General features: G+C 67.4%; 24 protein-coding genes and 1 tRNA gene (1 of these 25 cut by a window edge). 9 read left to right on the top strand and 16 right to left on the bottom strand.

The window, feature by feature from the left end:
* Positions 1–13 precede the first annotated feature (13 nt).
* From F1654_RS05880 to F1654_RS05855, 6 genes are all read right to left on the bottom strand, one after another.
* A complete protein-coding gene (locus tag F1654_RS05880) occupies positions 14–874 on the bottom strand; it encodes a BKACE family enzyme (RefSeq protein WP_150022604.1) in 861 nt (286 codons plus the stop codon).
* Positions 875–886: 12 nt separating this feature from the next.
* Positions 887–2,842: an acetyl/propionyl/methylcrotonyl-CoA carboxylase subunit alpha gene (locus F1654_RS05875; RefSeq protein ID WP_150022603.1), complete on the bottom strand. Its 1,956-nt coding sequence runs from the start codon at positions 2,840–2,842 to the stop codon at positions 887–889.
* A gap of 202 nt (positions 2,843–3,044) precedes the next feature.
* The gene (locus tag F1654_RS05870) at positions 3,045–3,848 is read right to left on the bottom strand and encodes an enoyl-CoA hydratase/isomerase family protein (RefSeq protein WP_150022602.1); all 804 of its coding nucleotides are present in this window, start codon (positions 3,846–3,848) and stop codon (positions 3,045–3,047) included.
* The gene (locus F1654_RS05865; protein ID WP_150023360.1) at positions 3,841–5,013 is read right to left on the bottom strand and encodes an acyl-CoA dehydrogenase family protein; all 1,173 of its coding nucleotides are present in this window, start codon (positions 5,011–5,013) and stop codon (positions 3,841–3,843) included. Before F1654_RS05865 ends, F1654_RS05870 begins: the two co-directional genes overlap by 8 nt.
* 49 nt (positions 5,014–5,062) lie before the next feature.
* A complete protein-coding gene (locus F1654_RS05860; RefSeq protein WP_150022601.1) occupies positions 5,063–6,673 on the bottom strand; it encodes an acyl-CoA carboxylase subunit beta in 1,611 nt (536 codons plus the stop codon).
* Positions 6,673–7,557 (bottom strand): SDR family oxidoreductase, encoded by an 885-nt coding sequence (locus tag F1654_RS05855; protein WP_150022600.1) that lies wholly within the window; start codon positions 7,555–7,557, stop codon positions 6,673–6,675. The genes F1654_RS05860 and F1654_RS05855 overlap by 1 nt, the downstream gene beginning before the upstream one ends.
* 143 nt (positions 7,558–7,700) lie before the next feature.
* Here F1654_RS05855 and F1654_RS05850 point away from each other — a divergent pair, with 143 nt between their 5' ends.
* The 7 genes from F1654_RS05850 (at position 7,701) to F1654_RS05820 (ending at position 13,584) form a co-directional block, all read left to right on the top strand.
* The gene (locus F1654_RS05850) at positions 7,701–8,114 is read left to right on the top strand and encodes a MerR family transcriptional regulator (protein ID WP_150022599.1); all 414 of its coding nucleotides are present in this window, start codon (positions 7,701–7,703) and stop codon (positions 8,112–8,114) included.
* Between the two features lie 77 nt (positions 8,115–8,191).
* A complete protein-coding gene (locus F1654_RS05845) occupies positions 8,192–8,968 on the top strand; it encodes a glucose 1-dehydrogenase (RefSeq protein WP_150022598.1) in 777 nt (258 codons plus the stop codon).
* Between the two features lie 4 nt (positions 8,969–8,972).
* Complete coding sequence (locus tag F1654_RS05840; protein ID WP_150022597.1) at positions 8,973–10,184, top strand: kynureninase/PvdN C-terminal domain-containing protein; 1,212 nt, start codon at positions 8,973–8,975, stop codon at positions 10,182–10,184.
* A 65-nt stretch (positions 10,185–10,249) separates the two neighbouring features.
* Positions 10,250–11,311, top strand: a complete 1,062-nt coding sequence (locus tag F1654_RS05835) for an SMP-30/gluconolactonase/LRE family protein (RefSeq protein WP_150022596.1) — start codon at positions 10,250–10,252, stop codon at positions 11,309–11,311.
* The gene (locus F1654_RS05830) at positions 11,308–12,096 is read left to right on the top strand and encodes an SDR family NAD(P)-dependent oxidoreductase (protein WP_199200479.1); all 789 of its coding nucleotides are present in this window, start codon (positions 11,308–11,310) and stop codon (positions 12,094–12,096) included. Before F1654_RS05835 ends, F1654_RS05830 begins: the two co-directional genes overlap by 4 nt.
* 203 nt (positions 12,097–12,299) lie before the next feature.
* Positions 12,300–13,007 (top strand): Rossmann-like fold-containing protein, encoded by a 708-nt coding sequence (locus F1654_RS05825; RefSeq protein ID WP_150022594.1) that lies wholly within the window; start codon positions 12,300–12,302, stop codon positions 13,005–13,007.
* 19 nt (positions 13,008–13,026) lie between these two features.
* Positions 13,027–13,584: an alpha-ketoglutarate-dependent dioxygenase AlkB gene (locus F1654_RS05820; RefSeq protein ID WP_150022593.1), complete on the top strand. Its 558-nt coding sequence runs from the start codon at positions 13,027–13,029 to the stop codon at positions 13,582–13,584.
* Positions 13,585–13,797: 213 nt separating this feature from the next.
* Here the strand turns inward: F1654_RS05820 and F1654_RS05815 are convergent.
* A tRNA-Ile gene (locus tag F1654_RS05815) sits at positions 13,798–13,874 on the bottom strand.
* Positions 13,875–14,090: 216 nt separating this feature from the next.
* Between F1654_RS05815 and F1654_RS05810 the strand changes: the two genes are divergently transcribed.
* Complete coding sequence (locus F1654_RS05810; protein ID WP_150022592.1) at positions 14,091–14,795, top strand: SIMPL domain-containing protein; 705 nt, start codon at positions 14,091–14,093, stop codon at positions 14,793–14,795.
* A gap of 98 nt (positions 14,796–14,893) precedes the next feature.
* On the opposite strand, the gene F1654_RS05805 is transcribed toward F1654_RS05810, so the two are convergent.
* The 7 genes from F1654_RS05805 to hfaA form a co-directional block, all read right to left on the bottom strand.
* Positions 14,894–15,307 (bottom strand): PaaI family thioesterase, encoded by a 414-nt coding sequence (locus F1654_RS05805; RefSeq protein WP_150022591.1) that lies wholly within the window; start codon positions 15,305–15,307, stop codon positions 14,894–14,896.
* Positions 15,304–15,837 carry a PaaI family thioesterase gene (locus tag F1654_RS05800; protein WP_150022590.1) on the bottom strand — a complete coding sequence of 178 codons (534 nt, stop codon included), beginning with the start codon at positions 15,835–15,837 and terminating at the stop codon, positions 15,304–15,306. Before F1654_RS05800 ends, F1654_RS05805 begins: the two co-directional genes overlap by 4 nt.
* A gap of 41 nt (positions 15,838–15,878) precedes the next feature.
* Positions 15,879–16,682: a hypothetical protein gene (locus F1654_RS05795; RefSeq protein WP_150022589.1), complete on the bottom strand. Its 804-nt coding sequence runs from the start codon at positions 16,680–16,682 to the stop codon at positions 15,879–15,881.
* A 102-nt stretch (positions 16,683–16,784) separates the two neighbouring features.
* Positions 16,785–17,960, bottom strand: coding sequence for a saccharopine dehydrogenase family protein (locus tag F1654_RS05790; RefSeq protein WP_150022588.1), 1,176 nt, complete (start codon positions 17,958–17,960; stop codon positions 16,785–16,787).
* Positions 17,961–18,113: 153 nt separating this feature from the next.
* Entirely contained in the window at positions 18,114–19,352 is a 1,239-nt protein-coding gene (gene hfaD, locus F1654_RS05785) for a holdfast anchor protein HfaD (protein ID WP_150022587.1), read from the bottom strand.
* Entirely contained in the window at positions 19,267–20,259 is a 993-nt protein-coding gene (gene hfaB, locus F1654_RS05780; RefSeq protein WP_408628090.1) for a holdfast anchoring protein HfaB, read from the bottom strand. The genes hfaD and hfaB overlap by 86 nt, the downstream gene beginning before the upstream one ends.
* Complete coding sequence (hfaA, locus tag F1654_RS05775) at positions 20,252–20,689, bottom strand: holdfast anchoring protein HfaA (RefSeq protein ID WP_150022585.1); 438 nt, start codon at positions 20,687–20,689, stop codon at positions 20,252–20,254. The genes hfaB and hfaA overlap by 8 nt, the downstream gene beginning before the upstream one ends.
* An 88-nt stretch (positions 20,690–20,777) precedes the next feature.
* On the opposite strand from hfaA, the gene F1654_RS05770 reads away from it, so the two are divergent.
* Positions 20,778–21,473, top strand: a complete 696-nt coding sequence (locus F1654_RS05770; RefSeq protein ID WP_150022584.1) for a rhomboid family intramembrane serine protease — start codon at positions 20,778–20,780, stop codon at positions 21,471–21,473.
* Between the two features lie 24 nt (positions 21,474–21,497).
* Here the strand turns inward: F1654_RS05770 and F1654_RS05765 are convergent, their stop codons facing one another.
* Both F1654_RS05765 and F1654_RS05760 read right to left on the bottom strand, forming a co-directional pair.
* Positions 21,498–22,100 carry a GDYXXLXY domain-containing protein gene (locus F1654_RS05765; RefSeq protein ID WP_150022583.1) on the bottom strand — a complete coding sequence of 201 codons (603 nt, stop codon included), beginning with the start codon at positions 22,098–22,100 and terminating at the stop codon, positions 21,498–21,500.
* Positions 22,097–23,110, bottom strand: the 3' portion of a protein-coding gene (locus F1654_RS05760) for a DUF2157 domain-containing protein (protein WP_150022582.1). The gene runs 273 nt beyond the window's last position; the window shows 1,014 of its 1,287 coding nt (coding positions 274–1,287); its start codon lies off the right edge, out of view — the gene reads right to left on this strand; it ends in the stop codon at positions 22,097–22,099. Before F1654_RS05760 ends, F1654_RS05765 begins: the two co-directional genes overlap by 4 nt.

The following is a 23,110-nucleotide window of genomic DNA, read 5'->3' as shown; positions in this document are numbered from 1 at the left end:
TTTGGCCGGCGGTCTAGTGTGTCAGCCCCATGATCTTACGCGCTTCCAGCGGCGACGCCACCTCGCGTCCGGCGTTTCGCGCGCATTGCGCCAGCGCCTCGATCAGCGCGCCATTGCCCGGGGCGCGCTCGCCATCGGGCAGGTAGAACGTGTCTTCCAGCCCGGTGCGCAGCATGCCGCCCAGATCGGCCACGCGCTGATGGACCGGCCAGATCTCGGCCCGCCCGATCAGGGTCGCCTGCCAGGGATCGTCCGCGCGCTTGTACTTGATCAGGAGCTCCAGCAGCGCCGGGTCGCAGGGCATGCCCGAGGCCACGCCCATGACGAAATTATAGTGGGCCGCCGGCGACATGCCGTTCTCGATATACATGCCCACGCTGCGCACAATGCCCACATCGAAGCATTCAAACTCGGGATGGGCGCCCACCTCGGCCATGGCGTCCAGCATGGTCTGGATTTTCTCCACCGGATTGTCGAACACCATGGGCGGCCAGGCCCAGCTGCCATCGCTCCTGATTTTCAGATAGTTGAGCGAGCCGGCATTGCAGGCGGCGATCTCCGGCTTCACGCGCTTGATGCACGCCACAGGCCCGGACACATCCGGGCCGACAATGCCGGTGGTCTGGTTGATGACCACGTCCGGACAGGCCGCGCGGATGGCGTCGATGATGGCGGCGGCCACCTCCGGGTCCCAGCTGGGGAAATGACCAAAGCCCTCCTCCTGCATGCGAAAATGCACGTGCATCACCGAGGCGCCCGCGTCATAGGCTTCGCGCGCGCTGGCGGCCATCTGTTCGGGCGTCACAGGCACCGGGTGGGTCTTGGGATTGGTCAGCACGCCATTGAGCGCACAGGTCAGCACGGCCTTGTCCATTATGCCTGCTCCTTAAAGCTTGAGTTCGATTAGCAGTGCGCCGCCCGCGGCCTGCTGGCCGGGCGCGGCGTGAACGGCGGCGACAACCGCGTCCGCCGCCGCTGTGAGGCGCATTTCCATCTTCATGGCTTCCATAACCACCAGCACGTCGCCGGCCTTGACCTCGTCGCCGGGCTTGACGTGCACGGCGGCCACCGCGCCGCTGACCGGCGCGCGCACGGTTGAGGGATCGGCGGCGTCCGCGCGGCCCAGCAGGGCCGGCTCGCGCAGGCTCACGATGCGGTCGGAAAGGGCGATGTGGAGCACGCCGTCCTCGCCCCTCAGCGCCAGGCAGCGCCGGTCCACGCCGTCCAGCCGGTAGTCCAGATGGACCCCGCGCCAGTCCACCAGCGCGATTCTGTGGCTCTGGCCGTCCAGGGTGACTTTGAGCGCGTCCGGCCCGGTCTGCTCCACGAACGGCTCCAGCGTCTCGCCGTCGGCTTCCAGCGGCAGGGCGAAGCGGGTCACCGAGCCGGAGCGCACCACGCCGGACCCGTGGGCGGCCATGACAAGCGCGGCGATGGCGGCGGCCTCATGGGGAACGGGCTGCGCCGCGAACGGGCCTTCGCCCGCGCCGGCCCAGGCGTCGAGATCATCAATGGTCAGCGCGCCTGACCGGAAGGCCTGGCTGTCGATCAGGCGCATGAGAAAATCGCGATTGGTCTTCACGCCCATCATGGGCGCCTTGGCGAGCCCGGCGAGCAGAAGATCAATGGCCTCGTCGCGATTGGGCGCATAGGCGATGATCTTGGCGGCCATGGCGTCATAGGCGGTGGAGATCACATCGCCGGTCTCGAACCCGGTATCGATGCGCACCTGGCGGTCCGCCGCCATGGGATCGAACCAGGCGATCTCGCCTGATTGCGGCTTGAAGCCGTCCAGCGGGTCCTCGGCGTAGAGCCGCACCTCGATGGCGTGGCCGTGGGGCTCCATCTGGTCCTGGGTCGCGGGCAGGGCGCCGCCTTCAGCGGCCAGGAACTGCCAGCCCACCAGATCCATGCCGTACACCTCCTCGGTGACGGGATGCTCCACCTGCAGGCGGGTGTTCATTTCCAGGAAGTAGAAGGCGCCGCTGTCATCAAGCAGGAACTCCACCGTGCCCGCGCCGGCGTAATTGACCGCCTGGGCCACCCTGACGGCGACCTCGCCCATGGCTGCGCGCAGGACCGGACTGACCGCCGGAGAGGGGGCTTCCTCGACGACTTTCTGGCGCCGGCGCTGGGCCGAGCAATCGCGCTCGCCGATATGCAGCACATTGCCGTGCATGTCGGCGAAGACCTGCACCTCCACATGGCGGGCCCGCTCGATCAGCTTTTCCAGCATGACCGTGTCATCGCCAAAGGCCGACTTCGCCTCCCGGCGGGCCGAGGCCAGGGCGTCTGCGAATTCCGCCGGATCATGGACCGCGCGCATGCCGCGCCCGCCCCCGCCGGCCACCGCCTTGATCAGCAGGGGATAGCCGATTGTTTCGGCCTGCCGGGCGAGATTGGCGTCAGACTGGTCCTCGCCCTGCCAGCCGGGGATCATGGGCACGCCCGACTGGGCCAGCAGCGCCTTGGCGCGCGCCTTGTCGCCCATGGCCTCGATGGCGTCGGGCGGCGGGCCGATCCAGATCAGCCCCGCCTCGATCACCGCGCGCGCAAAGCCCGCGTTCTCCGACAGGAAGCCGTAACCGGGATGGATGGCGTCAGCGCCTGTGGCCCGGGCCGCCGCCAGGATCGCGTCCATATCCAGATAGCTTTGCGCGGCGGGCGCCGGGCCGATGCGCACGGCCATGTCCGCCTCGCGCACATGCATGGCGTCTGCGTCCGCGTCAGAATAGACCGCGATGGCCCGCATCTGGTTGTTCTTTGCATGGCGCAGCACGCGCACAGCGATCTCGCCGCGATTGGCGACCAGGACGGAACGGATGCGGCGGCGGGCGGTCATGGATTTGTCCTGCAGAAGGCGCGTCTCTTTCCTCCCCCGTTTACGGGGGAGGTGTCAGCGCAGCTGACGGAGGGGGGATGCAGCGGTGTGTGCAAGCGCAAGGGTTTGATGCGCTGCTCTCCCCCCTCCGTCTGGCGCTGCGCGCCATCCACCTCCCCCGTAAACGGGGGAGGAAAGGAAGTATGCGATTGCATGACAGGTCTCATCCCCGCACCCATTTGGCCGGGCGTTTTTCCAGGAAGGCGGTCAGGCCTTCGGCGCCTTCGGCGCTTTTCACGGCGGAGGCGAAAATCCCGGCCGCTTCATCAATGAGATCACCCGCATCGGTCAGGCGCGCCTTGCGCATCAGACGCTTGGTGGCGGCGATGGCGCCGGGCGCGCCCTTGCGGATATCGCCCAGCACGGCGTCCAGCGCGCCCTGAAGCGCCTCTTCCCCCTCATGCACGCCGTGGACAAGGCCAAGGGAGAGGGCGGCGCGCGCATCGATCTTGCCGCCGGTGACGGCGAGGCGCCGGGCCTGGGAATACCCCAGGCGTTCCACGAGGAAGGGCGCGATCTGGGCGGGCACCAGGCCGAGGCCTGTTTCGGGCAGGCGGAACACCGCCGTCTCACGCGCCAGCGCCACATCGGCAACGCAGGCCAGGCCAAACCCTCCGCCCATCACCGCGCCGTCCAGCACCGCGACGACCGGGAGCCCGGTTTCCGCATACGCCTTGCACAAATAGCCGAAGCGGGCATTGACCCTGGCCGCAGGATCGACGCCGTCCGTGCCCGGAGCGCCTTGCGCCGCGCTCATGTCTTTCAGATCACCGCCCGAACAGAAATGCCCTCCCGCTCCACGCAGCACGATGGCGCGCGCCCCGCTTTCCTGCGCGGCCTGCAGCGCCGCCAGCAGCTCGTCTACCATGGCCAGCGACATGGCGTTGCGCAGCTCGGGCCGGTTGAGCGTGACATGCATCACGCCCGACCGGGTCTCGCAAAGGAGGGTCTGATACCCGTCAGGCATTGCCTTCCACCGGTTTCTTGCGCCGGGGCAGGGTGCCTTCCAGCTTGGCGATAATGCCCAGCATGATCTCGTCGGCGCCGCCGCCGATGGAGACTAGGCGCCCGTCGCGATAGGCGCGCGCGATAGGATTGTCGGCGGTGTAGCCCATGCCGCCCCAGTATTGCAGGCAGGTGTCGGACACCTCGCGCGAGAGCCGGCCGGTCTTCAGCTTGGCCATGGAGGCGAGCTTGGTCACGTCCTTGCCCGCGATGAAGTCCTCCACCGCCCGGTAGGTCAGCGAACGCAGGGCTTCGACTTCCGTGCGCAGCTCGGCGAGGCGGAAATGGACGACCTGATTGTCCAGGATCGGCGTGCCGAAGGTCTTGCGCTCGCGAGTGTATTCGATGGTCAGGTCAATCTGGCGGTCGAGCGCTTTGAGCGAGGAGGCCGCGCCATAGATGCGCTCTTCCTGGAACTGGAGCATCTGGTACAGGAAGCCCGCGCCTTCCTCGCCGATGCGGTTGCGTTTCGGGACCCGCACCTCATCGAAGAAGAGCTGGGCGGTGTCGGAGGAATGCATCCCGATCTTGTGGATTTTCTGGCGGGTGATGCCCTTCTCGTTCATGGGCACGATGATCAGGGTCTTGTTCTCGTGCGGCTTGCCGTCCGAGGTGTTGGCCAGCAGGCAGCACCAGTCGGCCTTCATGCCGTTGGTGATCCACATCTTGGTGCCGGTGATGACGTAGTCGTCGCCATCGGAGACAGCCCTTGTGGTCACCGCAGCCACGTCCGATCCGCCGCCCGGCTCGGACACGCCAAGACAGCCCACATAATCGCCGGCGATGGAGGGGGCCAGGAACTCGCGGCGCAATTCGTCAGAGCCGAAATTGGCGAGCGCGGGCGTGCACATGTCAGTGTGCACGCCGATGGCCATGGGCACGCCGCCGCAATTGATCAGGCCCAGCTCCTCGGCCATCACCAGCGCGTAGGACATGTCCAGCCCCGCGCCGCCATATTCTTCCGGCCAGCGCAGGCCCAGAAGGCCCAGATCGCCCATTTTCTTGAACACGGCGTGGGAGGGGAACTCGCCCGCGGCCTCCCATTCCTCCACATACGGATTGATTTCCTGGGCGACGAATTTCGCCACCGTGTCGCGAAGCTGCTCGTGCTGTTCGGTGAATTGCATCATGTCCTCCCGGGGCCTGGCCCCTGTCCAGTCGTGTGCGGGCGGGCGCTCAGAAGCGCGCCACGCCGAATGTGTTGGGCCGCAAGGTCCGCGCTTCGGCCTCGGCGCAGATATTGAGGCATTCGATCAGGATGGCGCGGGTGTCGCGCGGGTCGATAATGCCGTCATCCCAGAGCCGGGCCGTGCCGAACAGAGCCTGGGATTGCTCGTTCAGGCCCTGCTCGATCATGGCGCTCATCTGGGACAGGGCGTCTTCGTCCGTCTCCTGACCATCGCGGGTGTTCTTGGCGCGGGTGACGATCTCCATCACCTTGGCGGCCTGGGCGCCGCCCATCACGGCGGTGCGCGCGGTGGGCCAGGCGAAGATGAAGCGCGGATCGAACCCGCGCCCGCACATGCCGTAATTGCCCGCGCCGAAACTGCCGCCCAGCACGATGGTGAGCTTGGGCACGCGGGCATTGGCCACGGCCTGGATCATTTTCGAACCATGCTTGATCGCCCCGTCGCGCTCGGCGCGCGTGCCGACCATGTAGCCGGTGGTGTTCTGCAGAAAGACGATGGGCGTGCCCGACTGGTCGCACAGCTGGATGAACTGGCCCGCCTTCATGGAGCCTTCGGGCTGGATCGGGCCGTTATTGCCAATGATCCCCACCAGCCGGCCGCCCATGCGGGCGTGGCCGCACACCGTCTCGGCGCCGTAGCGTTCCTTGAAGGCGAGGAAGTCCGACCCGTCGACGATGCGCGCGATCACCTCGCGCACATCCCAGGGCGTGCGGTCATCGGGCGGGATGACGCCCATCAGCTCGTCAGCGTCAAACAGCGGCGCGGTTCCGGCGCCCGGCGGCGTGGCCGGATCCCATTTGAGCTTGTCCATGATCTCGCGCGCGCAGGCCACCGCCTCGGCGTCGGTATCGACGATGTATTCGCCCAGCCCCGTGACTTCCGCATGCAGATCGGCGCCGCCCAGGGATTCGTCGTCCGCATCCTCGCCGATAGCGGCTTTCACCAGGGGCGGGCCGGCCAGGAAGATTTTCGACTGGCCGCGCACCAGCACCACATAATCCGACAGGCCCGGCAGATAGGCGCCGCCCGCCGTCGACGAGCCGTGCACCACGGCGATCTGGGGGATGCCGGCCGCACTCAGGCGCGCCTGATTGGCGAAACTGCGCCCGCCATCGACGAAAATCTCGGCCTGGTAGAGCAGGTTCGCGCCGCCCGATTCCACCAGATGGATCATGGGCAGCCTGTTCTCCAGCGCGATCTCCTGGGCGCGCAGGCCCTTCTTGAGACCCATGGGCGCGACCGTGCCGCCCTTGATGGCGCTGTCGGAGGCCGAGATGACGCAGCGCTTGCCCGCCACCACGCCGATGCCCACAACCGACCCGCCGCCCGAGGCGCCGCGTCCGCCGTCATCATCGTGCATTTTGAGGCCGGCGAGGGTGGAGAGCTCGATGAAGGGCGCGCCGCGATCGGCCAGCTGGGCCACGCGCTCGCGCGGCAGGATTTGTCCGCGCTCGGTAAAGCGCGCCCGCTTGGAGGCCGAATTGGCGCGCACCTTCTCTTCCAGCTCGCGCGCGCTGGCGAGCTTGTCTTCCATGGCCGCACGGGCGGCCTGAAACTCATCCGAGGACGGATTGAGGCGCGAGCTTATCACCGGCATCAGCCTTCTCCGCGCAGCACAGCCGGGTCCACGGCCCGGTGAAATCCATTATAGACCGGCATGTTCTCATGGGCCTCCAGCGGCCAGTGGCGTCCGCCCAGCGGCGCCCCGCCATCCACGCGCAGCAAGGTCCCGTTGATGAAGGCGGCCGCAGGGCTCAGGAGGAAGGTGACCGCCGCGGCGATCTCGGCTTCCGAGCCCAGGCGCTGGGCGGGCAGGTGCTGTTTGAGATAGGGGATCATGGCGCGCACCGCGCCGCCATAGGTGTCCATGCCGGACGACGCGACCCAGCCCGGAGCCACGGCGTTGACCCGGATGCCGTGCCTGGCCCACTCCACCGCCGCGGTCATGGTGAGATTTTCCATGCCCGCGCGCGCCGCGCCCGAATGGGCCATGCCGGGCATGCCATTGTGCATGTCGGCGGTGATGTTCACGACAGCCCCGCCAGCGTCGCGCATGGCCGCTTCGAACACCGCCTTCATCACCAGAAAGCCGCCGGTGAGATTGGTGGCGACCACCGCCTCCCAGCCCTTCTTGGAGATGTCCTTGATCTCCGCCGGGAACTGGCCGCCGGCATTGTTCACGAGGCCATGGATGGCGCCATGGCGCGACATGATCGCGGCGATGCCCGCGTTCACGGCCTCCTCGTCGCGAATGTCGAAGGCTTGCGTGTCAGCCAGGCCGTCATCGCCGGTGATCTCTTCGGCGACAGACGCGAGCTTCTCCGGCTTGCGCCCGGCCAGCACGACCTGCGCGCCCAGCGAGGCCAGCTCGTGGGCGATGCACCGGCCGATGCCTGATCCGCCGCCCGTCACCAGCATCACCTGGCCGTCGAACAGGCCGGGCCGGAACACGCTGTCATAGTGCGCTGGCGTGTCGGTCATGCGGCCCGTCTCCTCCCTGACTGGTCCGGCGATGCATGCCGCCGTGATCCATGCACTCAGCCTCTCCCAAGCTAACGTATACGTCAAGCGTCTCTTGTTTACGTCAGCAGCCTTGGCTAGGCTGGGAGCGTGAGGGAGAAGCCATGGGCTCGAACATCAAGACAGACAGCGCCAGCGAGACGCTCTACGGGATCGCTGAATTGGCTGAGGCCCATGGCGTCAGCCAGCGCACCATACGCTTCTATGAGGACAAGGGGCTGATCAGCCCGCGCCGTGTGGGCGGCCAGCGCGTCTATACCGAGCACGACTCCAAGCGGCTGAGCCTGATCCTGCGCGCCAAATCCATCGGCACGAAGCTGTCTGACATCCGCACCTTCCTGGAGCTCTATGGCCGCGAAGGCGAGGGGCGGGTGCGCCAGCTGGAGTTCGTGATCGAGAAGACCGCCGCCGAGATCGAGGCGCTGGAAGCCAAGAAGCGTCAGATCGACCAGACGCTGGCGGAGCTCAAACTCATCCATGACGGCGCGCGCGAGCGGCTGGGGCGCAGGCGCGGCTGAGGGCTCGCCACTGCGCATCCGCCCCGCTAGGGTGCGCCGCAACACATTTCGATCAAAACACCACCGGGAGGAAATCCATGTCCGAACAGGATCTGTCGCTCAAGGGCAAGGTCGCGCTGATCGCCGGCGCCAGCCGCGGCATTGGCGAGGCCGCCGCCAAGCGCCTGGCGCGCAATGGCGCCACAGTGATCTGCTCCAGCCGCAAGCTGGAGGATTGCAAGCGCGTGGCTGACGAGATCAAGGCTGAGGGCGGCCAGGCCCGCGCCATGGTTCTGCACCTGGGCGAAGCCGAGCACCGCGAGGCGGCGATTGACTCCATCCAGAAGACCGAAGGCCGTCTGGACATTCTGGTCAATAACGGCGCCACCAGCCCCTATTTCGGCGAGGCCGCCAAGACCCCGGACAATGCCTGGGACAAGACCATGGAGGTCAATGTCAAAGGCCCGTTCTTCCTGTCCTCGCTGGCGATCCCGATGATGTCGGCCCAGGGCGGCGGCTCCATCGTCAATGTGGCCTCCATCAACGGCATCCGCCCCGGCTTCTTCCAGGGCGTGTATTCGGTGTCCAAGGCCGCGGTCATCTCCATGACCCAGGTGCTGGCCCAGGAATACGGCGCCCACAAAATCCGCGTGAACGCGCTGTGCCCCGGCCTGACCGAGACCAAGCTCGCCTCGGCGCTCACCTCCAATCCGGCGCTGGACGACATGATGAAGCGCAATTTCTCCATCCAGCGCGTGGGCCAGCCCGAGGACATGGCCGCGGCCATCCACTTCCTGTCCAGTGATGCGTCCAGCTATATGACCGGCCAGTGCCTGATCATTGACGCGGGCATCAGCGCGCGCGGGCCGCTCTGACGCCATGCGCACGCGCGAGGCTTGCGCGGCGCTGGACGCCGCCGATCCGCTGCACAGCCGCCGGGCGCTGTTTGCGCTGGCGCAGGGCGATATCTATCTCGACGGCAATTCCCTGGGCCCGCCGCCCCACAGCGCGCTTGAGCGTCTGGAGGCGGCGGCGCGCCATGAGTGGGGCGCCGGGCTGATCGGCTCGTGGAATGCGGCCGGCTGGATGGATCTGCCGCTGAAGCTCGGCGCGCGCCTGTCCCGCCTGATCGGCGTGGAGAGCGACGAGGTCATCGCCATCGACACGGTGACGGTCAATATCTTCAAGCTGGCCGGCGCCCTGATCGCGCGCGAGGGCGGGGCGCTGGCCGCGGAAGCGGGCGAGTTTCCCACCGACGGTCATGTGCTGGAGGGCTTGTCGCGCATTTCCGGCGCGCCCTTCCACCGGGTGACGGCGGACACGCCGCCCTCACAGCTGCCCGATGACGTGCGCGTGCTGGTCAAGAGCGCGGTCCATTACAAGAGCGCGCGCATCGCCGATTTCGAGCGCTGGGAGCGTGAGGCGGCGGCGCGCGGGATCGCCATCATCTGGGATCTGAGCCACGCCACGGGTCTCGTAAACCTGAAGCTCAAGGCCTGGGGCGCGAAATACGCCGTGGGCTGCGGATACAAATTCCTCAATGGCGGGCCGGGCGCGCCGGCCTTCCTCTATTGCGCGCGCGATGAGATCGCACGGCTGGAACATCCGGTGTCCGGCTGGCTCGGCCACAAGCAGCCGTTTGAATTTGAAGACGGCTACGCCCCGGCGGACGGGATCGGGCGCTGGCGCACCAGCTCGCCCTCCATCCTGGCCCTGTCGGCGCTGGATGGCGCGCTGGACGCCTATGATGGCGTGGACATGGCGCTGGTCGAAGCCAAGGCGCAGGTGCTGGGCGATATCCTTCTCGAACGCGCCGCCTCGCTGGGGCTGGAGACCGCGTGTCCGGGCCTTGGCGAGCGGCGCGGCGGGCATGTGGTGCTGCGCCATGAGCAGGGCTACGCCATCGTACAGGCGATGATCGCGCGCGGCATCACCGGCGATTTTCGCGCGCCGGACCTGATGCGCTACGGGTTCAACCCGCTCTATCTTTCCCATGAGGAGGTGTTCGATGCGGGCGCAGCGCTGGCCGAGGTGATCGAAACCCGCGAATGGGACCAGCCGCAGTTTACGCAGCGCAAGGCGGTGACCTGAGCGCCCTTGCGCCGCCGGGCCGCCTCGCGCACGCTTCGCCTTGAAGACGCCGGGGAGGGCTCGTCATGTTGCGCTGGATCGTTTCCATCTTCGCCACACTGGTCTTGCTGATTGTGCTGGCCGCCTACGGGCCGGGCGCGCTCAACGCCGTGAAGTTCGAGCCCACGACGCCTGATCCTGCGCTGGCCGCCCTGTTCGACACAGCAATCGTCGAGCCGGAGATTCGCGAACCGGGCCTGATCGGCGCGGAAGATATCGAGCCCGGCCCGGACGGGCGGCTGTATGCCGGTCTGCAGGACGGGCGCATCATGGCGCGCGATCCTGAGGGCGGCTGGAGCGAGTTCGCTAACACCGGGGGGCGCCCGCTGGGGCTGGGTTTTGGTCCGGACGGGACGCTTTTCGTCGCCGACGCCCTGCGCGGGCTGTTGCGCCATCAGGGCGGCGATGACTGGGAGGTGTGGCTGGCGCAGGAACCCGACGGCCGGCTGGTCTTTACCGATGACATCACCGTGCTGGACGATGGCTCGGTGATCCTGTCGGACGCCTCCAAGCGCTATGGCTACGGGAACTACATGTCCTCCTATCTGGAGGGCGAGGCGACGGGCGTCATCTACCGCGTGCGCGGGCCGGACGATTACGCGGTGCTGGCCGAGGGCCTGGCCTTCGCCAATGGCGTCACCCATGATCCGGCCACGGGCGTGGTCTATATCAACGAGACCTGGGCGGCGCGGGTATGGACGCTGGACCCGGACACCAGCGCGATGGAGCTCTTCCTCGACGGCCTGCCGGGCTATCCCGACAACATGCATTTCGATCCTGAAGCGGGCCTGCTCTGGATCGCCATGCCCTCCCTGCGCGCTGACGATATCGAGGCGCTGCATCCGCGCCCCTTCGTCAAGCGCCTGATCTGGCGCTGGATACAGATCGCCGGCCTGCCGCCCCTGCCGCCGCGCCCGGTGATGATCCTGGCTGTGGATCGCGACGGGACGCCCGTCCACGTGATCCACGGACCGGACGACCAGCCCTATGGCGCCACCGGCATGGCGCCCTGGCAGGGCCGCATCTGGGTCGGCGGGCTGGAGCGCGAGAGCGTGGACGCGTTTGCTTATCCCGAGAGACTGCCGTGACGCAGACCGCGCTCATCACCGGCGGATCAAGCGGGATAGGCCTCGCCCTGTCGCGCCGCCTGGCCGGGCGGGGCTGGCGCTTGCTGTGGGCCTCCTTGAGCGAAGACGAGATCGCCGCGGCGCGCGGTGACATTCTCACCGCCCATCCGGACGCAGTGATCAGCGGGCTCGCCCTGGATCTGGCCGCCCCGGACGCGCCCGCGCGTGTTCTGGACTGGGCGCAAGGGCAGGGCGGGTGCGATCTCCTGATCAATAATGCCGGATTTGGCGTCTATGGCCCGTCGGCGGACCTCGCGCTGGAGGCCGAGCAGGCCATGATCGCGGTCAATATCTGCGCCCTGCACGCCCTTACCCGCCTGTTCCTGCCGGTGATGGAAGCGCGCGGGGGCGGGACCATCGTCAATATCGCGTCCAATTCCGCCTTTGTCCCTGCGCCCGACCTCGCCGTCTATGCGGCCACCAAGGCCTTCGTGAAGCATTACTCCGAGGCCCTCACCGCCGAGCTGGAGGAAGCCAACAGCCCGGTGCGGGTGATGACGGTGTGCCCGTCGGCCATATCCGACACCCCCTTCCTCAAACGCGCCGGGATGGAGGGCGTGCGCACCTTCACCAGCTTCACTGCCACCACGGCCGAAGAAGTGGCGCGCGACATAATCGAAGGCCTCGACAACAAACGCCCCTTCGTCCTCACCGGCGCCGCCATGCGAAGGGCCATGTGGCTGATGAAGCTCGCGCCCGCGCCGGTGCTGAGGTGGATGACGAGACGGGAGACGCGGCGGGTTTGAGGGGGGGCTTCTCCAATCCCAAGGCCTTGTTGGAGCCGACTGCTTGGGTGAGTGGTGCCAAACAGATTTAATCTTTGCCGCATTCGACGGAGCTAACTCGCTAGGCGTTACAAGCGAAACAACGGAAATACGTTATCAGAAATCCTCCCCTTCAAATGGCGTGAGAAACTGAAAAGCCTCAAGCACTAGAATTGAGGCAACCAATGAATTTTAGTCTCGTGCCAAGCGTCGTGCTGGCAGACCAGTCGGCAGCAGATAATGAAGTTGCGATCGCATTTCAGCGATTGGTCGCGCTGTTAGAACTAAAGCGCCGCACCTTCGATTTTCCCGCTATGACCCGCAGGGGGCCGTGCCTTTTTGTCGGTGAAGGTGATCTCAGTTTTTCGCTCGCTCTGGCGCGACACCCGAAAAGTCAAGCGGCACACATCGTTGCGTCTACATACGAGTCTCAGCGTGCTCTGAGCCCGAGCGGTCGGCTCAATGCGCTTGCACTGGCGGATACAGGGGCAAAAGTCCTTCACGATATTGATGCCCGCCATCTGGAAGACGCTCGATTGCCCTCCCGAGCTGAGTTGATCGCATTCCAGTTCCCAAACACGGGCACCCGCCGGTCTGTTCACGGACGTACGGACAATCATGTGCTTGTGAGGCGGTTTCTCAATTCTGCGCGCTCGCGCTTAACCGGAAGCGGACTTATCGTGGTGACCATTGTAAACAATCCACATCATCTCGGGGCTTTTGATTTGCCGGCAGCCGCCCAATGGGCAGAGTGTGAGGTGATCGAAGTGTTGCCATTTTATAGGTCGGCATGGTCGGGATATGGTCATGTCAACACGAACAATGCGAATGAAAGCGCATTGGGGAAGTATCGATCCTGCAGCACATGGATTTTCAGGCCGGTTGGGCGGTGAAACCTTGGCAGAGATGACTATGCCTCCCGGGGCATTTTCCTTTCGAGACTTCGTCTCGCCTGAGACTGCAAGCCGCCTTCTGGCCGAAGTCGACGCCAACCCATGGCGTGATGATCTCAAACGGCGGGTTCAGCATTACGGGTGGCGCTATGATTATCGTGCGCGGCAGGTGACGCAGGATTTGCGTCTGGGACCTTTGCCGGGCTGGCTGGCGCCACTGGCTGAGGCGGTGGGGGTTGAGGGCGGGTTCGGCGCCATTCCCGATCAGGTGATCGTCAATGAGTATCTGCCGGGGCAGGGCATTTCTGCGCATATCGACTGCGTGCCTTGCTTCGGTCCGGTCATCGCCTCACTCAGTCTGGGCGGCATGGTCGAAATGGAGTTCCGCCACGCGGCTACAGGCGTGCGCCGAAGCCATGTGCTGCCGGAGGGGAGCTTGCTCGTCCTGTCCGGCCCCGCGCGATATGAGTGGACTCACGCCATTCCTGCGCGGCGTTCTGATGTCATCGAAGGCGTGCGCACAGCGCGCACCCGCCGCGTGTCACTCACATTCAGGTCGGTGACGCAGACGCCGTAACGGCTTTCAGAACAATGGGCAGCCCACCTCCGAACCCATCCGGGTTAGCAAGCGCGACGGCCCGTCCACAGCGTTAGCGAGGACCGACCGAGCGGAGCGAGAGAGGACACAGCCTCCGGGGCGAAGCCCCGCAAGCGCGACCGCGCGCCCGCACCCCGGACTTGATCCGGGGGAGGACGCGAAGACCCGGACGGGTCTGAGCACAAGAAAAACTGGTGGGCCCGGAGGGACTCGAACCCCCAACCAAGCGGTTATGAGCCGCCGGCTCTAACCAATTGAGCTACAGGCCCGGCGCGTGTCGCGCGAGGCCGGTTTCATAGCGCGCTACTGCGCGCGCGCCAAGCGCGCATCGCGGGGCGCGGGGTGGTAGAGTGCAGGCGCGCAGCGTGGCGGGGCGCCGAGGGCGCGTTAACGCCATTTCCCCGTCACCGCCTTGCGCCCGCCCCAATCGCGCCGCGAAGCGGGCGTCAGCTGCGAACCTGTCATTTGCATAAAGGAGATCGCCCATGCGCCGCCTTGCCCTCATCCCGGTTCTCACCGCCCTTGTCGCCTTCACCCCTGCGGCTCTGGCCGATGAGGAGCCCGCCCGCCTGTCGCTGAGCGCCACCGGATCGGTGTCCGTCACGCCTGATCAGGCGCGGGTCTCGTCCGGCGTGGTCACGCGCGCCAATACCGCCGCCGAGGCGCTGCGCGCCAACAGCCAGGCTATGGAGCGCGTCTTCGCCCAGCTGCGCCGCGCCGGCGTGGCTGAGCGCGACATGCAGACGCGCCAGCTCACCGTCTCGCCGGTCTATTCCCAGCCTGCGCGCGGATCGGAAGAACCGGCCCGCATCGTCGCCTATGAGGCGCGCAACACGGTCAGCGCCCTGATCCGCGATCTCGACCGCACCGGCGCGGTGATCGACGCGCTGGTCAATGCCGGCGCCAACCAGCTTGAAGGGGTGAACTTCTCCTATTCGGGCGAGGCCGAGGCCCGCAACGCGGCGCGCCGCGCCGCGGTGACCGAGCTCAACGGCCTGCGCGATCTCTATGCCGAGGCGGCCGGTTTCCGCGTCACGCGCCTGGTGAGCATCAGCGAAAGCGGTGGCTACCGCCCTCAGCCGGTCTATGCCTCGGTGGCCATGCGCATGGAAGATGCGTCCACGCCGGTGGCGGCGGGCGAGCTGACCATCGAGGTCACCATCAACGCCTCGTGGCAGATCGAAGGCTAGGGCGTGCTCTGACCTGACTGCGTCAGGCCGCACGCGCCTAGTCAATTATCTGGAGCGCAATTTATCCGAAAACCGGTCCCCACTTTTCGGATTGCGCTCTAGCGCTCGCCGCCGGCCGGTTTGACAAGGAAATGGCCATGGAGCGCCGCGACCGGTGCGGCGCGGCGCTCCTGCCAGGCTTCCACCCGCACATTGGAGACGCGTGAACCCTGGCGCGTGATGGCCGCGCGCGCATAGACGTCGGCGGGCCGGACCGGGCGCAGATAGTCGATGGACACATCGATGGGCTTGGGCAGGGCGGCCAGATCGCTGGCGGCCAGCAGCCCGGCGGCCGCCGTGATCTCCATGAACGCGCCAATCGCCCCGCCATGCAGGGCCGGGATCAGCGGATTGCCCACCAGCGTGTCGGCATAGGGCAATATGCCCGTCAGCTCGTCACCATGATCATCAAACCGCACGCCCAGGCGGCGCACATAGGGGCTGTTCATCAACAGGGCGAGGCGTTCGCTCATCGTGCGCCTCCCCTCTCGCCCGGACCCGGCGTGCGGGTGAAGGGGCCGGCGCGGCCCGCCTCGATATCGGCGCGCACCCGGTCGGCGGCCTCCTGGCTGACGCGCGAAACCATGAAGGCGGCGTGAGCGGTGGCCACCGGATCAGTGCGGTCGCCGTCATGGGCGATGGCGCTGACAAAGGCGATCAGGCCGGAGACCTTGACCGTGTGCGCTTCGGCGATCACGTCACAGCCCGGCTTGGCGGGACGCATGTAATCAATGCGCAGATCCAGCGTGGCCAGCGCCTTGTCGCCGCCGAGGCCTGCAAAGGCCGCCGTGCCTGCAGCGTGGTCCAGAAGCGCGGTCACCACCCCGCCATGCATCACGCCGGTTTCGGGATCACCGATGAGATCATCGCGATAGGGCGCGCGCACCACGGCCTTGCCCGGGCTGACAGCGTCCAGGGTGAAGCCCAGATCGGCGGCATGGGGGCTGCCGGCCACCAGAAGCGGGGCCAGCTGGTCCAGCCGGGATTGAAGGTCTTGGCTCATGGAAACCGGTTTAGGTCGGGCGCGCGCTTTGCGCCAGCCCCTCAGGCGGCGCGGCGGCGGGTGGTGAGGCGCTCCAGGCTGTCCACGATTTCGGCGCGCACGTCCTTGGGGGCGGCGTGCAGGTCTTCCAGCTTGGCCAGGGTGGCGCGGTGCAGGGTGGTGATCTCGGCTTCTGCGGGACCCAGCGTGCGTGCGCCGTCCAGGAAGGCCATAAGCGATGCGCCCACGCGCGCAGCCAGCGGATCGCGTTGGCGGCGCATACGCATGATCATGGCCTCGGCCTGGGCGCGGGCGGCCTCCAGCGGCGTGGTCAGGCCCGCCTTGATGTCCGCGCCGCGCTTGAAGGCGGCGCCGGCGCCCGGGCGCAGGCGCCGGTCAGGACCCTTGAAGAATTCGCTTTGCACAAACGGGCGTGTGCGCGCAGCCGCCGCGTCCAGACGCAGCGTCACATCGCGCGGGGCGGCCGGGCGCAGGGCCAGCGCGTCCACCCCGCTGTCGCGGGCGCGTTCAATGTCTTGTGAGGCGCGCCGGGATGAGAGGATCACAGCCGGCGCCAGGCCCGCCGGGCCGGTCTCCTGGCGCAGGCGGCGCACCAGGGCGGCGGCGTCCGGCGCTCCGCCCGCCTCGCCCCAGCCCGCCACCAGTACGGCGCGGCGGGTATTGCGCATGAACCAGAGCGCGGCGTCAGGATCGTCCACAGCCGTGATGCGCCCGGCGCCCGACTGGCGCAGGATGTCGGCGGTAAGCCGGCGCAGAAAGGCGGACGGCTCGCACACCACCACCGGGCGCGCGCGCCAGTCGGCGCGGCTGATCGCCTCGGCATTGCCTGTATGCGGTCCGGTCATGAAGACGCCCCCCTGATGGCCGACTTCATACCGCGCATGGCGCTGCATTGCGCGTGAAACCGGGCGGCGTGGTGAACGCCCGGTTTACGCTGCCAGCCCGGCTTAATCCTCGATGCGGAAATACAGCCCCGCCCGGGGTGCGGTCAGGCGTTTGATCACCGCTTCGCCCAGCGCCGGGGCGGGCGTCCACACCCCGCCAGGGGTCTGGTCCCGGCTGACATCATGGGCCAGAGCCAGGGCGCACTCGCTGATCATGCGCGAGGTGGAGCCATAGCCGGGATCCCTGTCGCCTCCGGCGATGGCGGTCAGGCGCTCGCCATTGGCCATCAGGCCGGTGAACATCACCTGATAATGACCTGCCTCGCGCTCCTCGCGCGAGGGGCCTTCGCCGGGCTTGGGCGGATTCTCGGCCATGGAGCGGTCCCTGGCCACGTGATTGGCGATCGCCTCGCCCTCATCGCCCGGTCCGGTCAGCAGCATTTCGTCATAGACGAAGTCCGTCCCGTAGAGATGGCCGAGCAGAAGATTGGAGCGGTGGACATTCTTGGTGTTGATGGCGGCCATGATGAAGGGCGCCGACCAGCTGCCCAGATCCTCTTCATAGACAGGCTTGGCGCCATGGGGCTGGTCGGGGCCGCGGAAACCCGGAGTCAGGGAAAAGGGATCCTTGAGCCAGTCGATGACCTCGGGCTCGCGTGCGGCGCGGGCCATGGTCTCGGCGAAGCTCGCCGCCGTGCCGCCTGAAAACGTGCCCTTCATCTTGCGTACCCGGCCCTTGACCCGGGTGACGGGCTTGCCGGTGCGCGCCATGGCTTCGCGCTGCAGGAAGTAGACGCCCAGATCAAACGGGATCGAATCAAAGCCGCACGACAGCACGATGCGGGCGCCGGAGGCTTTGGCCGCCGCGTCATGGCGGGTGATGATGTCGCGCATCCAGGCCGGTTCGCCGCACAGATCGACATAATCAGTCCCGGCCGCGATGCAGGCTTCCACCAGCGGTTCGCCGTATGTCTGATAGGGGCCCACAGTGGTGATCACGGCTTTGGCGCGTGCGGCCATGGCCTTGAGAGAGGCCGGATCGGCGCTGTCGGCGGTGATCAGGGGCGTGCCGGGGCTGGCGCCGATTTCATCACGCACCGCGGCCAGCTTGTCCGCCGAGCGCCCCGCCATGGCCCAGCGCAACTGCGCGCCATAGTTCTGGGCGAGATATTCGGCCACAAGCTTGCCGGTGAAGCCGGTGGCGCCGAACACCACAATGTCAAATTCGCGCTGGTCCATGGGATCTCTCTGCTGGCTGAGGCTGATGGGAGGGGAAGCGCCATGGTTTCACACCCGCGCGCGCGCGAACAGCCCGTCTGGGCGCCCGGTCAGAAAAACCCCCGGATCAGGCTGATCCGGGGGCGTAAAGGCCTTTGGGTGGGTGATCTGCGGTCAGTTCTGCGTGCGGGTGGAGAAGGTGGCGGCATTGCCCACCGCCGTTGCAGAACTGGAGATGAAAGGCGTGTAGCCGGGTGAGCGGGTGCGCGCATGCGCGCTCACCGCGCCTGAATTGGCCTGGTCGATATTGGCGGTCAGGCCCACCGGGCAGTCCGCGCAGATATAGCCCGACTGGGCGTTGCCGATGGCCGAGGCGGACGCCACGACGCCGCCGCCCACGCCCGATCCGCCATTATGCCCGCCGGTGAACCAGGCTTCGGCCGTGACCGCGCCGCTATTGGTCTGGGTCACGCCGGTCCAGGCGTCTGCGCCGATATTGGACACCAGCGCGTTATTGCCCACGCCATGGGCGCTGGCCGTGGCCACGCCATTGGAGAACTCGCCCAGATTGACCACCGTGCGCGCGGTCACATCGCCGGAATTGGTCTGGGCGCCCTGCAGATGGGCATAGCCCCAGTCATTGGTGATGACGGCGGTATTGCCGGCCGCCTCGCTGGCGGCGGTCAGGCCCCAGTGCACGTCGCGCGCGGTGATTTCGGTCTCGGCCGTCACCGTCCCGGTCTGGGACTGGTCGATATAGGCGATGGGATCGGCGTCATAGCCGGCGGCCACAAGGCTGTTGCCGGCGGCCTGGGCGGCGGTGGCCACATCTTCGATACGCGCGTTTTCCGCATCGAGGCGCACATCGGCCCGGGTTTCGCCGTCAGCGCTCTGGACCAGATTGACATCGGGCGCGCCATAGGCCGCGCTGATCTCAACCGCATTGGCGCTGGCCGAGGCGGTCTGGATCACGTGGGCGGTATAGTCCGAGATGCGCAGCTGTGACAAAGCGCTCACGCGCGAGTCTGCGCCCGCGGACTGGACAAGGTCCATATCCAGATCATCCATGGACGTCACGCTCAGGCCATTGCCCTGGGCCGAGGCGCCGGAAATGATCCAGGACCAGATCTCGTCCGCTTCCACTTCCGAGCGCGCATCGGCGCTGCCGGTGAAGGTCTGGGACCCGGTCACGGCGGTCCAGTCGGTAATGAAACCGGTGGCCGAATTGGCCTGGACCAGAGCGCTGGAGTTCACCGATTCGCCCACCCCCACGCTCACCTCGTCCGAGGCGGTGTTGGGGCCGGAATTGGCCTGGTCCAGCGTGACCTTACTGGAAGGTTCCGCGAAGCTGGCTGCGGATATCAGCGTCGCGGCGCTGGTGCCCGCGATCAACGCTCGTGCGAGCCTGGACATAGGGAGCCTCCGTGGGCGCGTAACGGGTGTGAAGCTGGACGCCGCCGGTGACATTGGACGGACCCAGCGGGTCGTTATAGGCGCAGACCCGTTCCGGGTTTACGCCATAGAGGGTGGAGGTCATCTCCAGCACGGCGCGCTCGATCACCGAGCGCACGGCCAGCTGGACCGGCTCCAGCGAGCGCCCGCCGGCGGACACGTCCACCACGGCGTCGCCGAAGAAGGCGAACACGCCTGCAGACAGTTCGCGGCCGATGATCTGCTTCTGGTAGGAGACCACATCGACCACTTCCAGCGTGCGCGAATCGATCAGGCGCAGGTCGAGACCCACATTCATCACATAGAGCCGGCGCGAGAATACGCCCGCAGGGCTGGAATCGACGCGGTCGCCGGCGAACACGTCCTGGCCGTTGGAACGGATATTGGCGTTCAGCTCGGTGATGCCGCCCACCAGGAAATAGTCCGAGCCCGGGATCGAGCCGGCATAGATCTGGCGGAAGCCCTGTTCCTCGCTCTCGTCGGTGATCAGCTGGTTGTTGGCGTAGCGCAGCTCCAGCTCGGCCACCGATGTGTCAAAGCGCTCCACCAGGCGCACGCCGGCCTTGGCCAGCGCACTCATCGCCATCAGCGAGCCGCCCTGGGTGACACGCGTGCCGCCTTCAGGCGCCAGCTGGCCGGTATAGTCGGCGATGCGGCCAACCGCGATGCGCGGCGCAGCGCGCCCGGCATTGCGGGCATGGGCCGACATGCACACCAGCGCCTGGGAATAGGGGGTCGGGTTGGGCACCACGGGCGAGCCGCCGGTGGGCTCCGCGTACAGCCCGTCCGAGCCGGACTGGCTGGTGGCGCAGGCGGTGACGCTGAGCGCGCTGACCGCCGCCACGAGAAGGGAACGCATCCTAGTCATTGTCATTGTCCCCCGCTTGCGCGGCCTGACCGGAATTGCCGGCATTGGCGTTGATCTGTCCGGTATTGGTCTGGCGGCTATTGACCACCACCACATTATAATTGCCCTGGACCACCACATTGAGCTGATTGCCGATGGCGGTGGCCTGGTTGAAGCCCATATGGCCCCCGGCGCCGCCCTGGAGCGCCCCGCCGACCCCGGCTTGCGCCTGAGCGCTGGCCTGGGCCGAGACGCCGACGCCGGTCTGGATCACGCCATTGATCACCACGCGATTGCCCGCCCGGCTGCGTGCGCCGGGATAGGGCTGGCTGGCGTCGGCATGGGTCTGGCCGTAGGGGCGGTTCCAGTCCGACGGATTGGCGCTGGCGGCGCCAGCGCACAGAACGCAGCCGATAACGGCGGCAGGAAGGGCTACAAGGGGGCGGGCCATGGTGTATGTGTCCTCTTTGAAGACGTTTCGGCCCTGAGGGTGCAACCCGCGTGCCACCGCCCGCCCGCGCCCGATCAAAGGACACGCCATGACCGGTCCCGGACAGGACGCGCCCCCGCCGCCCTCAGACCCGCAGCCGCCTGCGCCCCGCCAGCCGGTGTTCAACGCCATGCCGCCGGCCATACTGGCGCTGTCGGCCCTGATCATCGCCGCTCATACGCTGGACTGGTGGTCGGCGAGCTATGGCGACGGGGCCTTCCATCAGGCCCTGGTCAATCTGGCCGGCGTGCGCACCGGAGAGATGGCCGAGCGCATGGGAACGGGGCCGCTGGGCGGGCTGGCGCCGGCCTTCGCCCATGTCTTCCTGCATTTCGGCTGGGTGCACATGCTGCTCAATCTGGGCGTTGTGCTGGCCTTCGGATCGGCGGCGGCGCGCCCGTTCGGGACCGATCTGCGCGGCGCGGCCGGGTTTTTCCTGTTCTTCTTCGCCTGCGCGGGCGCGGGCGCGGGCCTGCACATGCTGTTTCATATGGATCAGTCCACCGTCATGGCGGGCGCGTCGACGGCGGCCATGGGGCTGTGGGCGGCGGGCGGCTGGGCCGAAGGCGGGCGGCGCGGCATGCTGCGCCTGTCCGTGCCGCTTCTGGGCCTGCATATCGTGATGGTGCTGATCGATCCCTGGCTCAACCTGCCCATCGCCTGGACCGGCCATATCGGCGGGCTGCTGACGGGGATGATCGCCTATCCCGCCTTCGTGCGGGTCTTTGGCGTGCGGCGCGGGTGATCAGGCCGGCGCTTTCACGAACAGTCAGAACAGGCGGTCGAGATGATCCTCGCCGTCAATCTCCAGGCCCTTGATCACCGCATCGCCTGATGCGCCCACCGACACGATCAGGCGCAGGCGCGATTCCTCGCGCAAACGCTCCAGCGCCAGCGCTTCCTCGCGCGCGGCGTAATAGCGCTCCAGATTATAGCGGATGGTCAGCTGGACGCGCGGCTCAGCCTCGCGCTCATCCGCCTGCGGATCGGTCACGGACCGGTCAAAGCGCGCCGGGCGCAGGGAGCGGGTGGCATACACCATGCCGCGCATCACCACGCCCTCGCCAGGATGGCGCTTGTGCACGCCCCCGGCCCGCCAGGCGCCGGCCTCGTCCGGGACGAGGGACACAAAGATCACATCCCCGCGCGCGAAGGCCTCAGGCATATCGGTGAGGCCGGTCAGCTCCAGCGTGTGCAGGGGGGTGTTGAGAATGGCGTAATGGCCCAGAAGCAGGTCGCGCGGATCGACGGGCGTCATCTCCAGCCGGACTTCCGTCCCCCCGGCGCGCTGCAGGGCGTGGCCGGCCACCATGGCGGACAAAACGCCGGTCATGGCGATGGCGATGAGGATCAGGCGCACGGGCGCGCTCATGATGCGGTGTCCTGGCCGGCGCGGCGCGCCCAGCGCCCGATCACCACGGACAGGGCGATCAGCAGCAGGCCGCCAATGAAGAAGAAGGCCGCCGTGTTCAGCAGATCGCCGAACAGGCGGGTGTAGACATAGAGCGATTGCAGGGCGAACACCGTCACCCCCAGCGCCCCGGCGAAGCGGCGCGAGGGCGCAGCGCCTGCAATGACCAGCGCCGCAGCGCCGGCATAGATCACGGCGCCCAGCACGATGTCAGCGGCCAGACCGGGCAGGGGCATGGCCGGAAACAGTGCGATGAAGGCGGCTGCGCCCGCCAGCCCGGCGGCGGCGAGAGGCGCGAGCGTCTCCTGGCGCCAGCGCGCGAACAGGCCTGCGGCGATGATGGCGAAGCTGGCGCCGGCCGCGATCCAGTATCGCAGGTGCGCGGCGGCATCCTCATCGGCGCCATAGCGCCCCTCGCCCTGCAGGAACAGCGCGCCCAGCGCCGCTGCGCAGGCCATCCAGCCCGCCAGCACGCCTGCGCCCTCCACCTGTCTGTCGCGCGCCAGGCTGGCGCTGACCGCCAGCGCGCCGGTGACCAGGATGAAGGCGGCGGCGCCGTGGCGCGAATCGAACGCGTATCCGCCCAGCAGCTCATAGAGCGTGTGGCCGGTCCATATGATCAGGCCCGCCGACAACAGATGCAGGCTGATGGCCGATTTCAGGCGCACGGCGAAGAGGGCTGTCACAGCCCACACGGCCAGATAGCTCCACACAGGCCCGGGCGCGAAGGGATTGTCCGCCTCCAGCCCGGCCCACAGCCCGCCCAGCGCGGCGGCGAGAATCAGCACCGGCCGGGAGGGCAGGGCGATGGCGGTGATCAGCGCGCCTGCGGCCCAGATCAGGACCCCGGTATTGCGGAAGGCGCTGATATTGAAGGTCTGGGCGGTGAGCATGATAGCCGCCCCGAACAGCGCCGCGCCCAGCAGCGCCAGCGCATGGCCCAGGGCTGTGTTGGCGCGGGCGAACGCTGC

The sequence above is a fragment of the Alkalicaulis satelles genome, assembly GCF_008630495.1.
GTDB classification, from domain to species: domain Bacteria; phylum Pseudomonadota; class Alphaproteobacteria; order Caulobacterales; family Maricaulaceae; genus Oceanicaulis; species Oceanicaulis satelles.
This window is presented reverse-complemented; position numbering and strand designations above follow the sequence as displayed.